Consider the following 21427-nt stretch of genomic DNA (forward strand, 5'->3'; position numbering starts at 1 on the left):
ACAAGCAGGAGCTAGAGACGTGAGCATCGAGAAGCCCGAGATCGACTTCCCGGAGGGCGCACCCCCGGCCGACCTGGAGATCAAGGACCTTTGGGAGGGTGAGGGCGAGGTCGCGAAGTCGGGCCAGAACGTCACCGTCCACTACGTGGGCGTGGCCTTCAGCACCGGCGAGGAGTTCGACGCCAGCTGGAACCGCGGCACCCCGTTCAAGTTCCCGCTCGGTGGCGGCCGTGTCATCAAGGGCTGGGACCAGGGCGTGCAGGGCATGAAGGTCGGCGGCCGTCGCCAGCTGACCATCCCGGCGCACCTCGCCTACGGCAACCAGAGCCCGACCCCGGCGATCAAGCCGGGCGAGACCCTGATCTTCGTGGTCGACCTCGTCGCCGTCTGATCACCGGTTCCGACCGAGCCTGATCAACCGGGGCCCATGCCTGCTCGGGCATGGGCCCTCGGCTTTTGTCAGGCCACCGCGGAGCGGTACGGTCATCGTTCGTAAGTACAGAGGAAGGCGAAGGGCGTCGATGGCCATTGCCAAGGCCGAGCGGCTGATGAACCTCGCGCTGTGTCTGCTCGGGACGCGGCGGCCGCTCAGCAAGCGTGAGCTGCGGGAATCCATCGAGGCCTATCTGGAGGCCGGGTCCGACGACTCCTTCAACCGGATGTTCGAGCGGGACAAGGACGATCTGCGCGAACTCGGGCTGGTCATCGAGACGGTGGAGAACCTGGACGGCGAGGTCGGCTATCTCGCCCGCCGCGACAGCAACCGCCTCCCGCCCATCACCCTCGACGCCGAGGAGGCCGCCGCGCTCGGTCTCGCCGCGAAGGTGTGGCAGCAGGCCAGGCTCGCCGGCGCGGCCAGCGGCGCCCTGCAGAAACTGCGCGCCGCCGGAATGCCCGAGGACCTCGACCCGTACGAACCGCATGGCGCCCTGGAGCCTCGCATTCCGGTGCACGAGGCGTCGTTCGAGCCGCTGATGCTGGCGTGCCGGGACCGTCGGCCGGTCGTGTTCGAGTACCGCAAGGCCACCGCCGCCCGCCCCGAGACGCGCAGCGTCGAGCCGTGGGCCCTTGAGTGCTGGCGCGGTCACTGGTACCTCGCCGGCTGGGACCGGGACCGGGGTGCCGAACGCGTCTTCCGCCTCTCCCGGATCACCGGCAAGGTGCGCTCCCGCAACGGACGGTTCACCGCGGACGTACCCGATGTGGTGACCGTGCGCGAGACCGTCGCGAGCTGGGCGGGGGAGACCGCCGACCGCTCCGCCCTGATCCGGCTGCGCACGGGCTCCGGGTACCCCCTGCGGGCGAAAGCCGCGGCGGTTCGGGAACTCGGGGACGGCTGGGACGAGTTGGAGATTCCGTACGGCCACGGACTGGACGCCTGGCTGGTCGAGTTCGGGCCGGACGTGGTCGTCCTGGAGCCCGCCGAGCTGCGGGCCGACGTGGTGGACCGGCTGCGTGCCGTGGCCAAGGGCTGAGGGGAGCGGAAGAGAACTGTGGCAGGCAAACCGGTCAGGCCCGTCAACGCCATCGACCAGACCCGGCGGATGCTCTCCCTGGTGACCTATCTGAAGGAGCGCCCCGGAGCACGCGTCGAGGACGTCGCGCGTGCCTTCGGGATCACCGAGGACGAGCTGGTCTCCGACCTCGACGTCCTGCCCATGTGCGGGACCAGCTTCCGGGGCGGTGACCTGCTCGACATCGACACCGACGGCGAGCGCATCTGGTGGCACAACCCCGACGACGTCGCCGAACCGCTCCGCCTCGCCGCCGACGAGGCGACCGCGCTCCTGGTCGCCGCCCGCGCGGTGTCCACGCTGCCCGGCCTGCGCGAGAGCGACCGCCAGGCACTGCTGCGGGCCAACGCCAAGCTGGAGGCGGCGGCCGGTGAGGCGGCCGGGGCCAGCGCCCGCCTCTCGGTGACCTTCGAGTCCGAGGGCGGTGTCTTCGCGGACGTCGACCGCGCGATCTCGGAGCGCCGCCGGCTGTGGATCCGCTACTACTCACCCGCCCGCGACGAGCTGTCCGAGCGCGAGATCGACCCCATCCGGCTGGTCAGCGTCGGGCACACGTACGTGGAGGCCTGGTGCCGCCGCTCCGAGGCGCGCCGCACCTTCCGCCTCGACCGGGTCGCCGAGATCAAGATCCTCGACGAGCCGTCCGCACCGCCCGAGATCGAACTGCGGGACCTGTCGGAGGCGTTGGTGCAGCCCGCCGCCGAGGACCCGGAGGTCGTCGTCGAGGTCGGCCCGGGCGGGCGCTGGGTCGCCGAGTACTACCCGCACGACAGTGCCGATGAGCTTCCCGACGGCGGGCTGCGTATTACGTTGCGCACCCCCGACCCGACGTCCCTGCGACGCCTGGCCCTGCGGCTCGGGCGCGACGGCCGGATCGTCTCCCCGAGCGATCTCGCCGACAGCGCCCGCCGCGCGGCCCGCGAGGCGCTGGCGGCGTACGACGGACCGCAGAGCGTGGTTGACGGTGTGCACGGTGTTGACGAGAGGCAGGAGCAGGGGCTGTGAGCGAGTCGACTGTGTCGGGTGTCCCGGGTGTCCAGGAGATGACGGTGGCCGCCGCTTTCGCCGGGATGAAGAACGTGATGCCGGTCGTGTTCAGAGCGGGCTGCCCGGACTGCCGGGGCAACTTCGAACTGGCGGCGAGTGCCCTGCGCCTCGCCATCGGCGCCACCAGCCGCACCACGTTCTACTCCTTCACCTGCCCCGACTGCGGCGCCGCGGTCCGCAAACCCGCGGGCGAGCGGATCGTCGAGCTGCTCACCGGCGGCGGGGTGCGGACCCTGCGCCTGACCTCGGTCGGGTAGCAGGGTCTAGGCTCGCCCCATGTTCTGGGCGATGGTCGCGGTAGCTGTGGGTTTTCTGGGTCTCGCCGTGCTCGGCGTGCTCGCCGTCCGGGTCTTTCTGGAGGCGCGGCGGCTCGGACTGCAGGTCACGGCCGCCGCGCAGCGCATCAACAGGGCGGCCGAGGACCTGGAGAGAGCGGCCGTCTCCACGGCGCGTTCCGTCGACGCACTGTGAGTCACGTATGCGTGGGGTGTGAGTTGCGCGGCTGATGCGCTTCGCGTCACTTTGCCCTGTCACGTTGTCGCTCAAGGCGGGTACGCTGCTGATCGCGGTCCGGATAACGAGGCCCGGAGCGCGGACCGGGAGTACGCACGGGGATTGCCTGACGTTTACCCCTGAGCGTTACGATCGCTGGCAGCACGAAGGTCGGACAGATGTCCGACCCAACGGACAGCACCCCCACCCCAGCCGCCTCGGTGAGAAGGTAAAGACTTATGTTCGGAAGGCTCGGAGCTCCCGAGATCATTCTCATCCTCGTAGTCATCGTGCTGCTCTTCGGCGCGAAGAAGCTTCCGGACATGGCCCGCTCCCTCGGCAAGTCCGCCCGCATCCTCAAGAGCGAGGCCAAGGCGATGAAGGAAGAGGGCAACAGCACCCCCGCCCCCGCAGGCCCGCCGAACACCGACGAGCCCGTGCAGCGCACCATCCAGGCGGCCCCCGGCGACGTGACCAGCTCGCGCCCCGTCACCGAGCCGTCGGACACGACCAAGCGCTGACGCAGGGCCGGGACGTCCCCGGCCTGCCGCACGAGATGAGGACGTGGGTTGCCTAAGCCTGCCCGCAAGAAGGAGAAGGACCCCGAGGGGCGGATGCCCCTCGCGGACCATCTGCGTGAGCTGCGCAACCGGCTCGCGAAGGCGATGCTCGCCATCATCGTGGTGACCTGCGTGGCCGCCTTCTTCTACAACGACATCGTCAACATCATCACCAAGCCGGTGCTGCACTCGGTCGGTTGCGCCAAGTCCTTCGAGGAGCTTGCCAACTCCACCGACAAGGACCCGACGTGCGCGCGGATCACGATCAACGGTCTGCTGACACCGTTCACGCTGGCGTTGAAGGTGTCCCTGATGGCCGGTGTCGTACTGGCCTCTCCGGTCTGGCTGTACCAGCTGTGGGGCTTCGTCGCCCCCGGCCTGCACAAGAACGAGAAGAAGTACGCGCTCGCCTTCGTCGGCACCGGCGTTCCGCTGTTCCTGGGCGGCGCCTACTTCGCCTACCGGGTGCTGCCGACCACGGCGAAGGTCCTGATCGGCTTCACGCCCAAGGACGTCGACAACTTCCTCCCGCTGGACGACCTGCTCGACCTGGTCACGCGCATGGTGCTGGTCTTCGGCCTCTCCTTCGAGCTGCCACTGCTGTTGGTCATGCTGAACCTCACGGGTGCGCTGACCGGCAAGCGGATGCTCAGCTGGTGGCGTGCCATGATCCTGGGCATCACGGTCTTCGCCGCCGTCGCCACCCCCAGTACCGACCCGCTGACCATGCTGGCGCTGGCCGGGCCGATCTGGGTCCTGTACTTCGGCGCGGTCGTGTTCTCCCTGCTCAACGACCGGCGCAAGCGCCGTCGCGACGAGGCGGGACCGGCCGACGACGAGGCCTCCGACCTGGACCTCACCCCCGAGGACATCGGCGACGTCGAAGCCGTCTCGGCCGGCCGGGCGGCCCTGCCCGAGCAGGCGAGCGGCACCGGTTCGGACCGGGTCAACGGGTATGACGACGTGACCTGATCACCTTCCCGACCTCCGCCGAGACCGGCCGTTCCCGCAGCGCGGGCGGCCGGTCTCCGGGTGTGGAGGACCTATGGGAACGGATAATGATCGTCCTGTTGTCAGTGGCGCCCGGTACGCTCGAAAGCACGATGACAGAGGACCTCTCCCCGGCCGAGCGGTACGCGGCAGCCCGCCTGCGGGCAGCCGAGCAGGCCACCGCGCTCGCGGACTTCCGCGAGATGTACGACTTCGGTCTCGACCCCTTCCAGATCGAGGCCTGTAAGGCGCTCGAAGCGGGGAAGGGCGTCCTGGTCGCGGCGCCCACCGGCTCCGGCAAGACGATCGTCGGCGAGTTCGCCGTCCACCTCGCCCTCCAGCAGGGCAAGAAGTGCTTCTACACGACCCCCATCAAGGCACTGTCGAACCAGAAGTACGCCGACCTGTGCCGCCGTTACGGCGCCGACAAGGTCGGCCTGCTCACCGGTGACAACAGCGTCAACTCCGAGGCACCGGTGGTCGTCATGACCACCGAGGTCCTGCGGAACATGCTGTACGCGGGTTCACAGACCCTCCTCGGCCTCGGCTATGTGGTCATGGACGAGGTGCACTACCTCTCCGACCGTTTCCGCGGCGCCGTCTGGGAAGAGGTGATCATCCACCTCCCCGAGTCGGTGACCCTGGTCTCGCTCTCGGCGACGGTGTCGAACGCGGAGGAGTTCGGCGACTGGCTCGACACCGTCCGCGGCGACACCGAGGTGATCGTCTCCGAACACCGGCCGGTCCCGCTGTTCCAGCACGTGCTCGCCGGGCGGCGGATGTACGACCTCTTCGAGGAGGGCGAGGGCAACAAGAAGGCCGTCAACCCTGACCTCACCCGCCTGGCCCGCATGGAGGCCCAGCGCCCGTCCTACCAGGACCGCAGACGCGGCCGTGCCATGCGCGAGGCCGACCGGGAGCGCGAGCGCAGATCGCGTTCGCGGGTGTGGACACCGGGACGCCCCGAGGTCATCGAGCGGCTGGACAACGAAGGCCTGCTGCCCGCCATCACGTTCATCTTCAGCCGCGCCGCCTGCGAGGCGGCCGTACAGCAGTGTCTGCACGCCGGGCTGCGGCTCAACGACGACGAGGCGCGGGAGAAGGTGCGCGCCCTCGTCGAGGAGCGCACGGCGTCCATTCCGTCCGAGGACCTGCATGTCCTCGGGTACTACGAGTGGTTGGAAGGTCTGGAGCGCGGCATCGCGGCCCACCACGCGGGCATGCTGCCGACGTTCAAGGAGGTCGTCGAGGAGCTGTTCCTGCGCGGCCTCGTGAAGGCCGTGTTCGCCACCGAGACGCTGGCGCTCGGCATCAACATGCCCGCGCGCTCGGTGGTGTTGGAGAAGCTCGTCAAGTGGAACGGCGAGCAGCACGCCGACATCACCCCCGGCGAGTACACCCAGTTGACCGGTCGTGCCGGTCGGCGCGGCATCGATGTCGAGGGTCACGCGGTCGTGCTCTGGCAGCGCGGGATCAGTCCCGAGCACCTCGCGGGACTGGCCGGAACCCGCACCTATCCGCTGCGCTCCAGCTTCAAGCCGTCGTACAACATGGCGGTCAACCTTGTCGAGCAGTTCGGGCGGCACCGCTCGCGCGAACTCCTTGAGACCTCCTTCGCGCAGTTCCAGGCGGACAAGTCGGTCGTCGGGATCTCACGGCAGGTGCAGCGCAACGAAGAGGGCCTGGAGGGTTACAAGGACTCCATGATCTGCCACTTGGGCGACTTCGACGACTACATGCGGCTGCGTCGTGAACTCAAGGACCGCGAGACCGAACTCGCCCGGCAGGGCGTGGCGCAGCGCCGCGCCGAGGCCGCCGTCGCGCTGGAGAAGCTCAAGCCGGGAGACGTCATCCACGTCCCGACCGGCAAGTACGCGGGTCTGGCACTGGTGTTGGACCCGGGCCTGCCCGCCGGACGGTCCAACGGCCACCGTGGCTTCGAGCAGCACGACGGCCCGCGTCCGCTCGTCCTGACGGTCGAACGGCAGGTCAAGCGGCTCGCGTCGATGGACTTCCCGGTGCCGGTCGAGGCGTTGGACCGGATGCGGATCCCGAAGTCCTTCAACCCCCGTTCCCCGCAGTCCCGTCGGGACCTGGCCTCCGCACTGCGCACCAAGGCCGGCCACATCCCGCCGGAGCGGGCCCGCAAGCAGCGCTCGCAGGCCGCGGACGACCGGGAGATCGCCCAGTTGCGTACGGCGATCCGCGCGCACCCCTGTCACGGCTGCACCGACCGTGAGGACCACGCCCGTTGGGCCGAGCGGTACCACCGACTGCAGCGGGACACCACGCAGTTGGAGCGGCGCATCGAGGGGCGGACGAACACCATCGCCCGGACCTTCGACCGGATCGTCGCGCTCCTCACCGAGCTGGACTATCTGCGCGGCGACGAGGTCACCGAGCACGGCAAGCGGCTCGCCCGGCTCTACGGCGAACTCGACCTGCTCGCCAGTGAGTGTCTGCGGGAGGGTGTGTGGGAGGGGCTCGCACCTGCCGAACTCGCCGCGTGCGTCTCGGCGTTGGTGTTCGAGGCGCGGGTCAGTGACGACGCCACGACGCCGAAGGTGCCGTCCGGGGCGGCCAAGGCCGCGCTGGGGGAGATGGTGCGGATCTGGGGGCGTCTCGACGCCCTTGAGGAGGATTTCCGGATCACTCAGACCGAGGGGGTCGGGCAGCGCGAGCCCGATCTCGGCTTCGCCTGGGCCGCGTTCATGTGGGCCAGTGGGAAGGGGCTTGACGAGGTGCTTCGGGAGGTGGAGATGCCGGCCGGGGACTTTGTCCGGTGGTGCAAGCAGGTGATCGATGTGCTCGGGCAGATTTCGGCGGCGGCGCCGGTTTCTGGTGGGGAGGCGTCTTCCACTGTGGCGAAGAATGCGCGTAAGGCTGTTGATCTGTTGCTGCGGGGGGTTGTGGCGTACTCGTCTGTGGGGTGACGGGTTTGTTGGCGGGTGCGGGTGCGTGGGGGCTGGTCGCGCAGTTCCCCGCGCCCCTAAAAACACCTACCGGCCCAGGTACGTTTTCCAGCCGCCGTAACTTGTGATGTCCTCGGCGGTCTCCAGCGCGCCCGGCTCGCACAGGAAGCCCGGCACCCGTGTGCCGTCCGCCAGTTCCACGCTTCCCAGTGTCATCGGGCGCGGGAGTGCCGCCAGCAGTTTGCCCAAGCCCTCTGCCGGTAGGCGCCACACCTCCGTCTCTATCTCCGCGCCGCCCTCGCCCACATGAACCAGGCCCGGCTTGGGCGGAGTTGTCGCCAGGGCGTGCAGGCGGTACACCGGAGCCGTTGTCGTCGTGCGGTCCAAGCGGGCGCCCAGGGACAGGAGTTGGGGGTTCAGCGGCTGGCCCGTCAAGTGGGCTCCTACGACTGCCAGTTGGACCGTCGGCTCCAGGGCGCGCGCGATCTGCGCCAGGCGGTCGTCCGTGAATGCCGGGCCGATCAGCATCACGCCGAAGGGCAGTTCGTTCACCTTGCCCGCAGGGACTGCCGCCGCCGCCAGGTCGAAGAGGTTCGTGGAGTTGGTGAAGCGGCCCAGGCGGGCGTTGGCTCCCAGGGGGTCGGCCGCCACCTCGGCCAGGGTGGGGTGGGCCGGTGTGGTCGGGAGCAACAGGGCGTCCGCGTCGGCCAGTTCCGACAGGGCTCGGGTGCGGAGGGCGGCCAGACGGTCCTGGTCCGCGTACAGCTGGTGGGCCGGGATGTCCCGGGCGCGGGTGATGATGCCGGTGACGGTGGGGTCCAGGCCCTCGATGCCGTCCGCTGTTGCCTTGTCGACAAAGCTCCCCACCGCCGTGTAGCGCTCGGCCACGAACGCTCCCTGGTAGAGCATCGCCGCCGCCTCAGTGAAGGGGGTGAGGTCGAGGGTGCGGATCTCGGCGCCCGCGCCCCTGAGTTGCTCCACGGCTGCCTCGTAGGCCTCCGCCCAGCCCTCGTCCAGCTCGCCCAGTTGGTCCCTTGCCGCTACCGCGATGCGCCACGGGCCCGGCGTGCGCTGGGGGAGGGGCGGGAGGTCGCGGTCCGGTGGGGAGGCCATGAAGGACAGGGTCTGTTCGGCCTCGGGGAGGGTGCGGGCGAAGACCGTCACGCAGTCGATCGAGGCGCAGGCCGGGACGACTCCCGCCGTCGGGACCAGGCCCCGGGTGGGCTTGAGGCCGACGATGCCGTTGAAGGCGGCGGGGACCCGGCCCGAGCCCGCCGTGTCGGTGCCGAGGGCGAAGTCGACGATGCCCAGGGCCACGGCGACCGCCGAACCGGCGCTGGAGCCGCCGCTGATCCGAGCCGGGTCGTGGGCGTTGCGGACCGCGCCGTACGGGGAGCGCGTGCCGACCAGGCCCGTGGCGAACTGGTCGAGGTTCGTGGTGCCGAGCACGATCGCGCCGGCCGCCCGGAGGCGGGCCACGACCGGGGCGTCCGACTCCGGCTCGTAGGCGTACGCCGGGCAGCCCGCCGTCGTCGGGAGGCCGTGCACGTCGATGTTGCCCTTGGCCGCGAACAGGCGGCCCGCGAGGGGGAGTTGCTCGCCCGCTGCCACTCGCTCGTCGAGCGCCCGCGCCTCTTGCTCGACCTCCGCCTGTGCGCGCAGGTCGATCCAGATCTCGGGGCGGTCCACGGCCTCGATGCGGGCGTAGGCGGCGCGGACTCGGGACACGGTGGTCGAGGTGGTCGGCATCTCTTGGTGCTCCTTGCTGTTCAGCTTGCGGGGGCGAGGACGAGGAGCGCCGTGCCCGCTTCGACCTGGTCGCCGGGCCTGGCCAGGATCTCGGCCACCACACCGGTCATCGGGGCGTGGACCCTGGATTCCATCTTCATCGCCTCAAGGGCCAGGAGGGGTTGGCCCACGGTCACCTCGTCGCCGGGCTCGACGTTCAACTGCCAGACGGAGGCGGCGAATTCGGCCTCGATCAGGCGTCCGCCGGCCGGGACCGTCACCTCGGCCTGCGGTGGTGCCGGGGCGGCCGCCGCCTCCGCCCGGGCGAACTCGCCCGCCGCCTCCCAGGCATCGCGTTCCGCGCCGAACGCGGTCTGCTGCCTGGTCCTGAACTCCGCGATGGAATCGGCGTGTTCGGCGAGGAACGCCTCGTACTCGGCGAGCGAGAAGGTGCCCTCCTCGATGCGCGGGACGAAACGGCCGGAGACGATGTCGGCCCGGAGTTCGAGGAGTTCGTCCGCCTCCACCGGGTACCACTTGATCCGGTCGAAGAAGCGCAGCAGCCAGGGCGAGCCCGGTTCGAAGGCGCCGCGCTGCTGCCAGCCCGACCACACCTGGGTCGTCCGGCCCACGAACTGGTAGCCGCCGGGGCCCTCCATGCCGTAGATGCAGAGATACGCGCCGCCGATGCCGACCGAGTTCTCCGCCGTCCAGGTGCGGGCCGGGTTGTACTTGGTGGTCACGAGGCGGTGGCGCGGGTCCAGCGGCGTGGCTACCGGGGCGCCCAAGTAGACGTCTCCCAGGCCGAGTACGAGGTATTCGGAGTCGAAGACCGTGCCGTAGACGTCCTCGACCGAGTCCAGGCCGTTGACGCGGCGGATGAACTCGATGTTCCAGGGGCACCAGGGGGCGTCGTCGCGGACGCCCGCCATGTAGCGGGCGATGGCCTCGCGGGTCGCCGGGTCGTCCCAGGAGAGGGGGAGGTGGACCGTGCGGGAGGGGACGATCAGCTGGTCGGTGGGCGGGAGCGCCGCCGCGATCTCCCTTACGGCGGTGAGGAGTTCGGACTGCGGCAGGCGGCTCGGGTCCGTCTGGATCTGGAGGGAGCGGATGCCGGGGGTGAGGTCGGTGACCCCGGCGAAGTCCGCCCCCGACACCGCCTCCATCAGGGCGTGGACGCGCATGCGCTGCGCCAAGTCCAGTTGCATGGGGCCGAATTCGACCAGGAGGTTGTCGTCGCCGCTGCGGCGGAAGGTGACGTCTCCGTCCTGGGCGAGGATTCCGCCGTCCACGATGGACGGACGGGGTGAGCCGTCCACGTTCACCGGGCGGAAGCGGACCGTGTCGCCGGGCCTGAACTGGCCCAGTTTCCAGCGCTCTTGGCTGATGACCGTCGCCGGGCAGACGAAGCCGCCGAGGGACGGGCCGTCGGGGCCGAGCAGGACCGGCATGTCGCCGGTGTAGTCGACCGCGCCGACCGAGTACGGGGTGTCGTGGATGTTGGACGGGTGCAGGCCCGCCTCGCCGCCGTCGGCGCGGGCCCAGCGGGGCTTCGGGCCGACCAGACGGACGCCCGTGCGCGCCGAGTTGAAGTGGACCTTCCAGTCGGCCGCGTAGAAGTCGTGGATGTCGTCCTCGGTGAAGAACTCCGGTGCCGCGTGCGGGCCTTCGACCGCCGCCACGTCCCATACGGTGCCGAAGGCCGGCCGGTCGGCGGACGGTACCGGTGTGCCCTCGGCGACCGTGCCGCCGTGCAGGACGTCACCGGTGCGCAGCGCCCGGCCGCCGTGGCCGCCGAAACGGCCCAGGGTGAAGGTGCTCGCGCTGCCGAGGAACGCGGGCACGTCCAGGCCGCCCGCGAACAACACGTAGGTCCGCAGGCCGTGTTGGGCCGGGGCGCCGATCTCCAGTACGGCACCTGGAGACACCGTCACCGGCTCCCACTGCGGGACCGGAGCGCCGTCGACCGTCACCGGTGCCGGGGCGCCCGTCACGCACACCGTGGTGGCGTGGGTGAACCTCAACGTCGGTCCCTGGAGGGTGCATTCGAGGCCGGGGGTGCCCTGGTCGTTGCCGAGCGCGCGGTTGCCGAGGCGGAAGGAGAGGTCGTCCATCGGGCCGCACGGAGGGACGCCGACCTGCCAGTAGCCGGTGCGGCCCGGCCAGTCCTGGACCGTGGTGAGGGTGCCGCCCGCGACGATCTCGATGCGGGGCGTGGGGTCGGTGACGCCGGCGAGGGTCGCCGTGGAGTGGGCGGCCGTACGGAAGTCCGGCTCGGCGAGCGCCGCCCGGACCAGGCCCAGGTTCGTCTCGATGCCGTCCACCCGGGTGCGGGCCAGCGCCTCGTCGAGCCGTAGCAGCGCGTGGGCGCGGTCGGAGCCGTAGGCGATGACCTTCGCGAGCATCGGGTCGTACGACGTCGTCACCTCGGTGCCGGTCTCCACCCAGCCGTCGACGCGGACGCCGTGCGGGAACTCGACGCGGGTCAACAGGCCCGCGCTGGGCCGGTGTTCGCGGGACGGGTCCTCGGCGTAGACGCGGGCCTCGACGGCGTGGCCGCGCGGGCTGCCCGGGTCGCGCACGACGTCCCGCTCGCCGCGCGCCAGGCGCAGCATCCAGGCGACCAGGTCGACGCCGTAGATCTCCTCGGTGACCGGATGTTCCACCTGGAGACGGGTGTTGACCTCCAGGAAGTAGGCCTCCTCGCGCCCCGCGTCGTAGACGAACTCGACCGTCCCGGCGGAGCGGTAGCCGACGGAGGCGCACAAGTCGCGGGCGTTCGCCGCCAGTTGGTCGCGTACGTGGTCGGGGAGTCCCGGTGCGGGGGCCTCCTCGACCACCTTCTGGTTGCGGCGCTGGAGGGAGCAGTCGCGGTCGCCGAAGGTGACGACCCCGCCCTCGCCGTCGCCGAAGACCTGCACCTCGACATGGCGGGCGTGTTCCACGAGGCGTTCCAGGAAGACGCCGGCGGAGGAGAAGGAGGCGGCGGCGACGCGCTGCACCCGCTCCCAGGCATCGGTGAGTTCGTCGGCGGAGTGGCAGGCCGACATGCCGATGCCGCCGCCTCCGCCGGTCGCCTTGAGCATGACGGGGTAGCCGATGGCAGCGGCTTCGGCGAGAGCCTGTGTGACAGAGTCCAGGAGCCCTGTGCCCGGGGCCAGTTGAACCCCCGCCGCCTCGGCCGCCGCCCGTGCGGTGTGCTTGGCGCCGAACAGTTCCAACTGCGCGGGCGTCGGTCCCACGAACACGATTCCGGCGTCCTCGCAGCGGCGGGCGAAGGCCGCGTCCTCGGAGAGGAAGCCGTAGCCGGGGTGGATCGCGCCCGCGCCGGTGTCCTTGGCCGCCTTCAGTACGAGGTCGGCGTCGAGGTACGACTCCTTGGCGGGCGCCGGGCCGAGCCGTACCGCCTCGTCGGCGAGCCGCACGTGGGGTGCCGAGCGGTCGGCGTCGGAGTACACCGCGACTGTGCGCAGGCCGAGTTCGCGGGCGGTGCGGATGATGCGGACGGCGATCTCGCCCCGGTTGGCGATCAGCAGCGTGTCGAAGCTCATCCGGAGACTCCGATGGTCATCTGCACGGCCGTCGGCTCGAAGCCGTTGCAAGGGTTGTTGATCTGGGGGCAGTTGGAGACCAGGACCAGGACGTCGCGTTCGGCGCGCAGGGTCAGTTTCAGGCCCGGTGCGGAGAGGCCGTCGACGATGCCGAGGGTGCCGTCCTTCTCGACCGGCACGTTCATGTACCAGTTGATGTTGGACACCAAGTCCCTTTTGCCCAGGCCGTACTTGGCGCCCTCGGCGAGGAAGTTGTCCACGCACGCGTGCTGCGACCACGTGTGATGGCCGTAGCGCAGGGTGTTGGATTCCTTGGAGCAGGCGCCGCCGACCGTGTCGTGCCGGCCGACCTCGTCCTCGGTGACGGTCATCAGCGGGGTGTGCTCGTTCGACATCAGCACGCTGCCGGTGGTCAGGAAGATGCCGCCCTGGGCGTGGATGGTGTCGGGGGCGCTGTAGCGGACCGACGTGTCGTGGGCGTCGTAGACGAGGAAGTCGACGGCCTGGTTGCCGTGCAGGTCGGTGATCGTGAGGGTCTCGCCGGTGCGGACGACGGCGGACCAGGCGGCGCGGGCCGGAACTTCCGCGGTCCGTACGGGTGTTGCGTCCTCGGTCGTCATATGAGCCCCCTCGCGGCAAGGAATTCGGTGGTGTTGAGGAAGGCGCGGCGGCCTTCGGGCGTGGCGTCCCACAGCCGGTCGCCCGGTCCGGTGGCCTCGGCGCGCCAGGCGAGCACCTCCAGCGGGGTGCTGACGTAGTCGGCGCGCGGGTCGGCCGGGTGGGGCACGTTCGCGATCAGTACGGTCACGTCCTGCTCGGCGCGCAGGGTCACGCTGCCGCCGGGGCCGGCCGAGCCGGTGAAGTCGAGGGAGCCGTCGTCGCGGATCTCGACGCCCTGGAAGAAGGAGAGGGAGGGCGGGAGATCGCGGGGTTCCAGGCCGTTCTTGGCCGCCGCGAGCTTGAACAGTTCGCGGCCGGCCGGGGAGTCGGACTGCGGGGTGCCGTCGCCGTAGCGCTCGGTGTTGCGGACGAGGGTGGAGGTGCCGCACAAGGCGTCGTGGCGGCCGGAGGTGTCGGCGATCAGGGTGGCGAGGACGCGGCCCTGGTCGGAGAGGAGGAGCTGGCCCTCGCCGAGGTAGGCGTTCCACTGGACCTTGACGGTGTCGGCGACGTTCAGCCGCTCCCAGGGGCGGTCGGCCGCGTGCAGGAGCAGATGGGCGCAGGCGTCGCCGCGCAGGTCGGTGAGGCGGAGTTCGGTGCCGCGGGCCAGGACGCGGTGGGTGTAGTTGCCGCCCGCGACGGTCTCGGCCCACACCAGGTGGCCCGCCGCGCAGGGCGGGGCCGGCCAGTCGGCGGCCGGGACGACGGGCATCGCCTCGGCGCGTCCGCCCTCCTGGGCGCGGGCGTGGGCGCGGGCTCCGTAAGTGGTCGCTGTCGCCATCGCGGGGGACCTCCGGCTGCGGGGACGTCTGGGTCGTACGACATTTCTGGCGCTGTTTCCTTCGCTATTTCTGTCGCTCGACAGAAATTAGGAGGCGGCCGGGTCGCCGGGGTTGCCCGGGTGTTGCCGGTCGGTTACCGAGCCCTCACCAAGATCACCGGGCGTTTGCGGTGCGGTGCCGTGTGCGAGGATCGAACGCATGGGGACAACGGGTGCACAGGGAGGCCGCCGGGTCGGCAGGCCGCGGGCCGATCAGCGGCCGGACAGCGGACTGACCCCGCGCGCCGAACTGCTCGCCGCCGCGGCCGAGTTGTTCACCACCCGCGGTTACGCGGCCACCACCACCCGGGCCGTCGCCGAACTCGCGGGCATGCGGCAGGCGTCCATGTACCACTACGTCTCCGGCAAGGAGGAACTCCTCGCGGACCTCCTGGAGTCCACGGTCACGCCCTCGCTGACCTGCGCCCGGGAACTCCTCGCGGACGACGTCACCCCGGCCGAGGACCGGCTGTGGGAGCTGTGCCGCACCGACGTCGAGCTGCTGTGCGGCGGCACGCACAACCTCGGCGGGCTCTATCTGCTGCCCGAGGTGCGCGCCGAACGCTTCGCCGGCTTCCATGCCGTACGCGCCGAACTCAAGGACGCCTACCGGCAGTTGCTCGCCGCGACCGCCGCGGGCGGGGCGCTCGCCAAGAGCGAGCTGGAGCTGCGCACGGATCTGCTGTTCGGGCTCATCGAGGGCGTCATCCTGGTGCACCGCTCCGACCCCGAGCGGCCGGTGTCCGCCTTCGCGGAGGCGACGGCCGACGCGGCGCTGCGCATCGCCGGAATCTGAGCCGGAAGCGGGGCTTCACTCCTTACGGTGAGTGATTTTCGTATGCCCGTTCACCGTCACGTGTCGTGTTCGAATGGTGGCGCAGCGTGTAAATGGGTTGAGCGTACTCCTCTTCCGTGTCCCTTTTCAGGGGCTTGCTGAATATGACACAGCGATGATCCGGTCGGACTAAGCTCGCCCGCAGCGCACCGAGTTGGGCTGTATTCGTGCGTTTGTTCCTAAACATAACGAAGATCCCCCGGGTCTCTCCCCCTACCCCAGCCGACTTCTTCCAGAGGGCTTACATGGTGAGTGTTCAATCGCCCCCCGGCCGCCGTGAACTTCCGTACGCCCGTGTGCTGTTGCTGCCCGCCATAGTGATGGCCGCGGCGACCGGGGCCGCCGTCGCCGTGGTGACGGAGCCGGCCCGGGCCGCCGTCGGCTGGTGCGGCGGCATCGCCACGCTCCTGGTGATCGTGACGGCGGCCGAAGCGGTCCGCCGCGGCCGAACCGTGCGTGACCTGCGCGCCGACCACGCTCGTGACCGTGCGTACATGGAACGGCGGATCGCCGGCCACGACCAGGACATCGAGCGGCTCGCGACGGAGATCATGCCCGCCGCGCTCTACGGAATGCGCACCGGAGAATCCCCCAGAGAGGTGATTCGCCAAGTCGTCGACGCCCACCCCCAGTGGCGCGAACTCCCCGAACCGCAGCGCGGATTGCTGCGCACGGTGCTCGACATCGTGGACCGCGAGGCGGCCATGCGCGACTCCGCGCAGCGCAACTTCGTCAGCATCGCCCGGCGCGTCCAGGCGATCGTCCACCAACAGGCCAACGAACTCCGCGAGATGGAGGAGGACCACGGCCGCAACCCCGAGGTCTTCGACGACCTGCTGCGCATCGACCACGGCACCGCGCTGATCGGCCGCCTCGCCGACTCCATCTCGGTGCTGGGCGGCGGCCGTCCCGGCCGTCAGTGGCCCCAACCCGTCACGCTCTACAGCACGTTGCGCGGCGCCATGTCCCGGATCCTGGAGTACCGGCGCATCTCGCTGGACTCCATCGCCAAGGTCAACGTCAGCGGCACCTCCGTCGAACCGCTGATCCACGCCGCCGCCGAACTCCTCGACAACGCCACCCGCTACTCGCCGCCGCAGACCAAGGTGCACGTCACCGCCGTCGAGGTGCAGACCGGTGTCGCCATCGAGATCGAGGACGCCGGCGTCAGCCTCAGCGAGGAGGCCCGCGCCCGGGTCGAGAACATGCTGGAGCAGGCCAAGGCCGGCATCGACCTCCAGGACCTCGGCGAGAGCCCGCGCCTGGGCCTGACCGTCGTAGGCCGGCTCTGCCAGACGTACAACATGCAGGTCTCGCTCAGGGCCTCCGCGTACGGCGGTGTCCGCGCCGTCCTGGTCGTGCCGCGGGACATGCTCACCAGCGAGCCCGCACCCGGCCTCGCCCACGGCATCGGCGCGACCGCCGCGCCCAAGATCGAACTCGGCGCGCTCGAAGGCCCCAAGCGCGCACCCAAGAAGCGTCGGCCGACCAGCCCCCGAATCCCCGCGACGGTCTCCATGGTGGACGAGGTCCCCGAGGTCACGGAGTGGACGGTGGGCGGCCTGCCGCAGCGCCGCAGCCGGGTCAAGATGCCGCTCAGCCAGCGGCTCGCCGAGCAGGCGGCGGCCGAACGGGCCGAACAGGCCGAGCGGGAGGCCCTGTCCGCCTGGGCCGAACCGGTGCCCGAGAAGGACGAGCCCGAACCGGGGCTGTGGGTCGAGGCGTTCATGAACGGACTCAAGGGCGACCCGGACCCCACCGCATTCACCCAGACGACCGAGCCGGCCCATGTCGAGGCCGACGACGAGGGGGACCTCAAGTGATCCAGCAGCGAGCCAACTTCGACTGGATGCTCAAGGAGCTCGCCGACGGCGTACCCGGCATCGAGATGATCGTGGTGCTCTCCGCCGACGGACTGCGGATCGCCCGCTACGGCGGCGACCCGGACGCCGCCGACCGGGTCGCCGCGGCCTGCGCGGGGCTGCAGAGCCTCGCGAGCGCCGTCGCGCACGAGATCCCGGACAGCGACGGCACGATGCGCATGGTCATCATCGAGATCAACGGCGGCTACTTCTATCTGATGGCGGCGGGCTCCAACGCCTATCTCGCGGTGCTCTCCGACGTGGTCGCCGAACCCGGTCTGATGAGCAACCGCATGCGTGACCTGGTCGTCCGGATCGGCGCCCATCTCACCAGCCCGCCCCGACGCAACGGGCAGACCGTATGACTCCTCCACAACGCCGGCGGCGCCACCCCAAGGAACAGCTTTCGCCCGAGCCCCTCAAACAGGGCCCGCGCAAGGAGCCCGAGCGGCTGTACGTGCTCACCGGATCCGAAGAGGGGCGCGAGCGTGCCGCCCTCGACCTGGTCACGTTAATCGTGGCGCGTGCCGACCCGCCGCCCTCCTCCACACCGGAGCGGGCGGCGCTGATCCGGCTCTGTGCCGCCCCCCTGTCCGTGGCCGAGCTGTCGGCCTATCTGAATCTGCCGTTCAGCGTGGTGACCGTCCTGCTCACCGAGCTGCTGACGGCCGAACTGGTCCAGGCGCGCGCCCCGATCGTGCGGCAGGCGATCGCCGACCGTTCCCTCCTCGAAGCGGTGATGCATGGACTTCAAAAGCTCTGACACCCTCCCCGGACCACGCACCGAGGACCATCTGCCACAGTCGGCACAGGCCGCGGTGAAGATCGTCATCGTGGGCGGTTTCGGGGTCGGCAAGACGACCATGGTCGGTTCGGTCAGCGAGATCAGGCCGCTGACCACGGAGGAGACCATGACGCAGGCCGGCGTCGGGGTCGACGACAACTACGGCTCCGACACCAAGACCGCGACCACCGTGGCGATGGACTTCGGCCGCATCAGCATCACCGACCAGCTGGTGCTGTACCTCTTCGGCACCCCCGGCCAGGAACGCTTCTGGTTCCTGTGGAACGGGCTGTTCGAGGGGGCGCTCGGGGCGGTGGTGCTGATCGACACGCGGCGGCTTGAGGTCAGTTTTGATGTCATAGGACGGCTGGAGGAGAGCGGCGTGCCGTTCGTGATCGCGGTCAACTCCTTCCCGGACGGCCCCCGTTACCCCGTCGAGGACTTGCGCGAGGCGCTCGACCTGGCGCCGGAGATCCCCATCGTGGAGTGCGACGCACGTCGCCGGGCCTCCAGCCGGGACGTCCTGATGACCCTCATGACCTTCCTGCACTCGCTCGCCATGACGGGCTCGCTCACCTGACCCCGAGGCCGCAGTCCTGCCCTCCTGTCCCGAACTCCCCAGACATCGGATCCACTTCAGTTTTCGGAGCGACCACCGTGACGCCTGAACGACACTCCCCGACCGGTACGGACGACCCCACGCTCGGCCCGCCCCCCGGCTGCCCCGCGCACGGCACCGGCCCCGGGGGACTGCACCGGCTGTACGGCCCCGAGGCGCAGGACCTGGGAGCCCTGTACGAGAAACTCCGCGCCGAGCACGGTGTGGTGGCACCCGCTCTGCTCCACGACGACGTGCCGATCTGGGTGGTGCTCGGTCACGGCGAGAACATGCACATGCTGCGCACCCCCTCGCAGTACACCCGTGACACCCGGGTGTGGGCCCCCTTGCAGGACGGTACGGTCAGACCGGACAACCCGCTCATGCCGATCGTCGCCTGGCAGCCCATCTGCTGCCATGCCGAGGGCGACGAGCACCTGCGGCTGCGCGACGCGGTCACCGGTGCCATGTCGACCATCGACCACCGGGGCATCCGCCGCTACATCAACCGTGCGACCCAGCACCTCGTCAACAAGTTCTGCGAGGAGGGCAGGGCCGACCTGGTCAGCCAGTTCGCCGAACATCTGCCGATGGCGGTGCTGTGCGAGATCCTCGGCATGCCGGACGAGTACAACGACCGGATCGTGCAGGCCGCCCGCGACATGCTCAAGGGCAGCGAGACCGCCATCGCCAGCAACGCGTACATCATGGACGTCCTGATGCGGCTCACCGTCCGCCGCCGGGCCGAGCCCAAGGACGACTTCACCAGCCACCTGATCAACCACCATGCGGGGCTGACCGACGAGGAGGTCGGCCAGCACCTGCGCGTCGTCATGATCGTCTCGTACGAGGCCACCGCCAACCTGCTCGCCAACGTACTGCGCGTGGTACTCACCAACCCGGGGTTCCGCGCCCGGCTCAACGGTGGCCAGATGACGGTGCCCCAGGCCGTCGAGCAGTCCCTGTGGGACGAGCCACCGTTCAGCGCCATCCTCCCCTACGTCGCCAAGCAGGAGACCGAGCTGGGCGGTCAGCGCATCCGCAAGGGTGACGGCCTCATCCTGGGCATCGCGCCGGGCAACGTCGACCCACGTGTGCGCCCCGACCTCACCGCCAACATGCAGGGCAACCGTTCCCACCTCGCCTTCAGCGGCGGCCCCCACGAGTGCCCGGGCCAGGACATCGGCCGCGCCATCGCCGACGTGGGCGTCGACGCGCTGCTGACCCGCCTCCAGGACGTCCAACTCGCCTGCGAGGAGGACGAGTTGCGCTGGAGGGAGTCGATCTCGAACCGACACCTGGTGGAACTGCCGGTGAAGTTCGCGCCGAAGCCCCAGCAGGACGTCACGCAGCGGCCCTCCGTCAAACCGGTGCCGTCGCAGCGCGCGGACAACTGGCAGGTCGGCACATCACGGCCGCAGCCGCAGCCGCAGTCCTCCACTGCACCGGAGCCCGCCGCTCCGACGCCGACGGCGATGCCCGAACCGAGCCGCCGGCCGGGCGTGTTCCAGCGCCTGCTGCGTTGGTGGCGCGGCGAGTAACCGACTGGGGCAGCCGGGCTACCCGGCCCACTCCTCGTACGACGACCAGGCCCGCAGTACCCGCGGGCTGGCGAACCGGTGCTCGTGCCCCGTGAGCGGATCGGTGAACTCCAGGACCCGCGCCAGCAGTTGGAGCGGGCGCCGGAAGTCACCGGCCGCCACGGGGCCGGTCACCACGGGATAGAGGGGGTCGCCGAGGATCGGCACCCCCAATGCCGTCATGTGCACCCGCAGTTGGTGCGTCTGCCCGGTGCGGGGACGCAGCCGATAGCGGGCCAGCCCGTCGTCCCGCCGTTCCAGCAGCTCCACGTCGGTGACGGCATTGGGCTCGCCCTCGACCTCGCGCGCCGCCATGACCCCGCGCTCCTTCACGATCCGACTGCGTATGGTGCGCGGCAGGGCGAGCGCCGGGTCGTACCGGGCGACGGCCTCGTACTCCTTGGCGATGCGCCGGTCGCGGAACAGTGCCTGGTAGCTGCCGCGCTCCGCGGGGCGCACGGTGAACAGGACCAGCCCGGCGGTGAGCCGGTCCAATCGGTGGGCGGCGCCCAGCGCGGGCAGCTCCAGCTCCCGGCGCAGCCGCGCGAGCGCGGTCTCCGTGACATGGCTCCCGCGCGGTGTGGTGGCCAGGAAGTGCGGCTTGTCGGCGACGACGATGTGCTCGTCGCGGTACACGACGTCCAGTGCGAAGGGCACCGGTACCTCGGACGGCAGCTCTCGGTGGAACCACACGAACATGCCCGGAACGTACGCCATGTCACGCGGCACGGCACGCCCGTCGGCGTCCACGATCAGTCCTGCGTCCAGCATCCCGTCGATCACCCCCGCCCCGGCCGCGAGCCGCTCCACCAGATGATCACGTACGGTCGCCCACGCCGCCCCCTGCGGCAGTTTCACCCGCACCGCGTCGACTCCGTCGCGCTGCGGCAGGGGGGAGGGAGGGATCGGGCTTCTGCGTCTCATCGGGATCAAGGGTACGAGGGGGCGCTGACAGCGGGGGCACGAGCTGTCGGAGAGCGGGACGCGCGGCGCATCGTGCGCGCCGAACTCGCCTGCTGGAACGCGCGGTTGGCCCTGGGGCGAGGCGTCGCCCCGAGTGCGACGGCGACCGTGACTCGCTGGGCTCTCGACAAGATCGGCTTTCATTGCCTCGGACCTCTGCATCCGGACGCTGGGCACGATATGCACCTGCACGCCTGCGCGCGGGGAGATTCGGACCGACGGCTGTTCCAATACACCGCGGGCCGTGTGAATTCGTCCGCGGCATATGACCGCCTCGGCAATCGCCAGGGGCACTCGCGAAGTCCCGAAGGGGCGTGCGCATACTGATCGCGCAACCGTCCAAATGTGCGCGCAACACGTTCATGTCTGAATCAACGACGTCCACTTCCGGTCTGGGTCGAACTGCGATCTGATAGAAGCTGCACCGCTGAAGTCGGCGCGTCCTACTCGCGCCATCGCGGAAGGGGGATCCTGTGGCACCACTCGTTCTGCCCTCGCCCACCGCGGTCGTCTCTGCTTCGGCCCTCTTGG

19 protein-coding genes are annotated in these 21427 nt (G+C 70.3%); 14 read left to right on the forward strand and 5 right to left on the reverse strand.

Annotated elements, in window-relative coordinates; genetic code table 11:
• Positions 1-19: 19 nt before the first annotated feature.
• The 8 genes from ACIBJH_RS30285 to ACIBJH_RS30320 all read left to right on the forward strand — a co-directional run bounded on the left by ACIBJH_RS30285 (position 20) and on the right by ACIBJH_RS30320 (position 7536).
• Entirely contained in the window at positions 20-391 is a 372-nt protein-coding gene (locus ACIBJH_RS30285) for an FKBP-type peptidyl-prolyl cis-trans isomerase (protein WP_200715030.1), read from the forward strand.
• Positions 392-521: 130 nt separating this feature from the next.
• Positions 522-1475 (forward strand): YafY family protein, encoded by a 954-nt coding sequence (locus ACIBJH_RS30290; protein WP_019066121.1) that lies wholly within the window; start codon positions 522-524, stop codon positions 1473-1475.
• Between the two features lie 18 nt (positions 1476-1493).
• Positions 1494-2519, forward strand: coding sequence for a YafY family protein (locus ACIBJH_RS30295; protein WP_200715028.1), 1026 nt, complete (start codon positions 1494-1496; stop codon positions 2517-2519).
• Positions 2516-2818, forward strand: coding sequence for a hypothetical protein (locus ACIBJH_RS30300; protein ID WP_399120044.1), 303 nt, complete (start codon positions 2516-2518; stop codon positions 2816-2818). The genes ACIBJH_RS30295 and ACIBJH_RS30300 overlap by 4 nt, the downstream gene beginning before the upstream one ends.
• Positions 2819-2837: 19 nt before the next feature.
• Complete coding sequence (locus ACIBJH_RS30305) at positions 2838-3032, forward strand: hypothetical protein (protein ID WP_399120045.1); 195 nt, start codon at positions 2838-2840, stop codon at positions 3030-3032.
• A 260-nt stretch (positions 3033-3292) separates the two neighbouring features.
• Positions 3293-3574 (forward strand): Sec-independent protein translocase subunit TatA, encoded by a 282-nt coding sequence (tatA, locus tag ACIBJH_RS30310; RefSeq protein WP_200715025.1) that lies wholly within the window; start codon positions 3293-3295, stop codon positions 3572-3574.
• 48 nt (positions 3575-3622) lie between these two features.
• Positions 3623-4585, forward strand: a complete 963-nt coding sequence (gene tatC / locus ACIBJH_RS30315) for a twin-arginine translocase subunit TatC (protein WP_399120046.1) — start codon at positions 3623-3625, stop codon at positions 4583-4585.
• An 86-nt stretch (positions 4586-4671) separates the two neighbouring features.
• The gene (locus ACIBJH_RS30320) at positions 4672-7536 is read left to right on the forward strand and encodes a DEAD/DEAH box helicase (protein WP_399120047.1); all 2865 of its coding nucleotides are present in this window, start codon (positions 4672-4674) and stop codon (positions 7534-7536) included.
• A gap of 66 nt (positions 7537-7602) precedes the next feature.
• Here ACIBJH_RS30320 and atzF read toward each other — a convergent pair whose 3' ends face one another.
• From atzF to ACIBJH_RS30340, 4 genes are read right to left on the reverse strand one after another with little or no spacing between them, the layout of a single operon-like run.
• On the reverse strand, positions 7603-9264 hold the full coding sequence (gene atzF, locus ACIBJH_RS30325) for an allophanate hydrolase (protein ID WP_399120048.1): 1662 nt from the start codon (positions 9262-9264) through the stop codon (positions 7603-7605).
• Positions 9265-9284: 20 nt separating this feature from the next.
• Positions 9285-12794 carry a 5-oxoprolinase/urea amidolyase family protein gene (locus ACIBJH_RS30330; RefSeq protein WP_399120049.1) on the reverse strand — a complete coding sequence of 1170 codons (3510 nt, stop codon included), beginning with the start codon at positions 12792-12794 and terminating at the stop codon, positions 9285-9287.
• Positions 12791-13414 (reverse strand): urea amidolyase associated protein UAAP2, encoded by a 624-nt coding sequence (locus ACIBJH_RS30335; RefSeq protein ID WP_399120050.1) that lies wholly within the window; start codon positions 13412-13414, stop codon positions 12791-12793. The genes ACIBJH_RS30330 and ACIBJH_RS30335 overlap by 4 nt, the downstream gene beginning before the upstream one ends.
• Positions 13411-14235 carry an urea amidolyase associated protein UAAP1 gene (locus ACIBJH_RS30340; RefSeq protein WP_399120051.1) on the reverse strand — a complete coding sequence of 275 codons (825 nt, stop codon included), beginning with the start codon at positions 14233-14235 and terminating at the stop codon, positions 13411-13413. Before ACIBJH_RS30340 ends, ACIBJH_RS30335 begins: the two co-directional genes overlap by 4 nt.
• A gap of 199 nt (positions 14236-14434) precedes the next feature.
• On the opposite strand from ACIBJH_RS30340, the gene ACIBJH_RS30345 reads away from it, so the two are divergent.
• From ACIBJH_RS30345 to ACIBJH_RS30370, 6 genes are all read left to right on the forward strand, one after another.
• Entirely contained in the window at positions 14435-15070 is a 636-nt protein-coding gene (locus ACIBJH_RS30345) for a TetR/AcrR family transcriptional regulator (protein ID WP_399120052.1), read from the forward strand.
• Positions 15071-15354: 284 nt separating this feature from the next.
• On the forward strand, positions 15355-16932 hold the full coding sequence (locus ACIBJH_RS30350) for a sensor histidine kinase (protein WP_399120053.1): 1578 nt from the start codon (positions 15355-15357) through the stop codon (positions 16930-16932).
• Positions 16929-17336, forward strand: coding sequence for a roadblock/LC7 domain-containing protein (locus ACIBJH_RS30355; RefSeq protein WP_200715016.1), 408 nt, complete (start codon positions 16929-16931; stop codon positions 17334-17336). The genes ACIBJH_RS30350 and ACIBJH_RS30355 overlap by 4 nt, the downstream gene beginning before the upstream one ends.
• Entirely contained in the window at positions 17333-17734 is a 402-nt protein-coding gene (locus tag ACIBJH_RS30360) for a DUF742 domain-containing protein (RefSeq protein ID WP_399120054.1), read from the forward strand. The genes ACIBJH_RS30355 and ACIBJH_RS30360 overlap by 4 nt, the downstream gene beginning before the upstream one ends.
• Complete coding sequence (locus ACIBJH_RS30365; protein ID WP_399120055.1) at positions 17715-18335, forward strand: GTP-binding protein; 621 nt, start codon at positions 17715-17717, stop codon at positions 18333-18335. Before ACIBJH_RS30360 ends, ACIBJH_RS30365 begins: the two co-directional genes overlap by 20 nt.
• Positions 18336-18412: 77 nt before the next feature.
• Positions 18413-19894, forward strand: coding sequence for a cytochrome P450 (locus ACIBJH_RS30370; protein ID WP_399120056.1), 1482 nt, complete (start codon positions 18413-18415; stop codon positions 19892-19894).
• Positions 19895-19912: 18 nt separating this feature from the next.
• Here ACIBJH_RS30370 and ACIBJH_RS30375 read toward each other — a convergent pair whose 3' ends face one another.
• Positions 19913-20857: an RluA family pseudouridine synthase gene (locus ACIBJH_RS30375; protein ID WP_399120057.1), complete on the reverse strand. Its 945-nt coding sequence runs from the start codon at positions 20855-20857 to the stop codon at positions 19913-19915.
• Positions 20858-21427: the final 570 nt, after the last annotated feature.

Origin of the sequence: Streptomyces sp. NPDC050548 (assembly GCF_044457385.1) — a bacterium.
Taxonomy (GTDB): Bacteria; Actinomycetota; Actinomycetes; order Streptomycetales; family Streptomycetaceae; genus Streptomyces.

What these genes read in the sequence shown, in the direction of transcription:
- tatA (WP_200715025.1), top strand. Translation starts at nt 3,293, where the DNA reads ATGTTCGGAAGGCTCGGAGCTCCCGAGATCATTCTCATCCTCGTAGTC.
- ACIBJH_RS30320 (WP_399120047.1), top strand. Translation starts at nt 4,672, where the DNA reads ATGATCGTCCTGTTGTCAGTGGCGCCCGGTACGCTCGAAAGCACGATG.
- ACIBJH_RS30365 (WP_399120055.1), top strand. Translation starts at nt 17,715, where the DNA reads ATGGACTTCAAAAGCTCTGACACCCTCCCCGGACCACGCACCGAGGAC.
- ACIBJH_RS30360 (WP_399120054.1), top strand. Translation starts at nt 17,333, where the DNA reads ATGACTCCTCCACAACGCCGGCGGCGCCACCCCAAGGAACAGCTTTCG.
- ACIBJH_RS30345 (WP_399120052.1), top strand. Translation starts at nt 14,435, where the DNA reads ATGGGGACAACGGGTGCACAGGGAGGCCGCCGGGTCGGCAGGCCGCGG.
- ACIBJH_RS30335 (WP_399120050.1), bottom strand. Translation starts at nt 13,414, where the DNA reads ATGACGACCGAGGACGCAACACCCGTACGGACCGCGGAAGTTCCGGCC.
- ACIBJH_RS30305 (WP_399120045.1), top strand. Translation starts at nt 2,838, where the DNA reads ATGTTCTGGGCGATGGTCGCGGTAGCTGTGGGTTTTCTGGGTCTCGCC.
- ACIBJH_RS30340 (WP_399120051.1), bottom strand. Translation starts at nt 14,235, where the DNA reads ATGGCGACAGCGACCACTTACGGAGCCCGCGCCCACGCCCGCGCCCAG.
- atzF (WP_399120048.1), bottom strand. Translation starts at nt 9,264, where the DNA reads ATGCCGACCACCTCGACCACCGTGTCCCGAGTCCGCGCCGCCTACGCC.
- ACIBJH_RS30290 (WP_019066121.1), top strand. Translation starts at nt 522, where the DNA reads ATGGCCATTGCCAAGGCCGAGCGGCTGATGAACCTCGCGCTGTGTCTG.
- ACIBJH_RS30330 (WP_399120049.1), bottom strand. Translation starts at nt 12,794, where the DNA reads ATGAGCTTCGACACGCTGCTGATCGCCAACCGGGGCGAGATCGCCGTC.
- ACIBJH_RS30350 (WP_399120053.1), top strand. Translation starts at nt 15,355, where the DNA reads ATGGTGAGTGTTCAATCGCCCCCCGGCCGCCGTGAACTTCCGTACGCC.
- ACIBJH_RS30375 (WP_399120057.1), bottom strand. Translation starts at nt 20,857, where the DNA reads ATGAGACGCAGAAGCCCGATCCCTCCCTCCCCCCTGCCGCAGCGCGAC.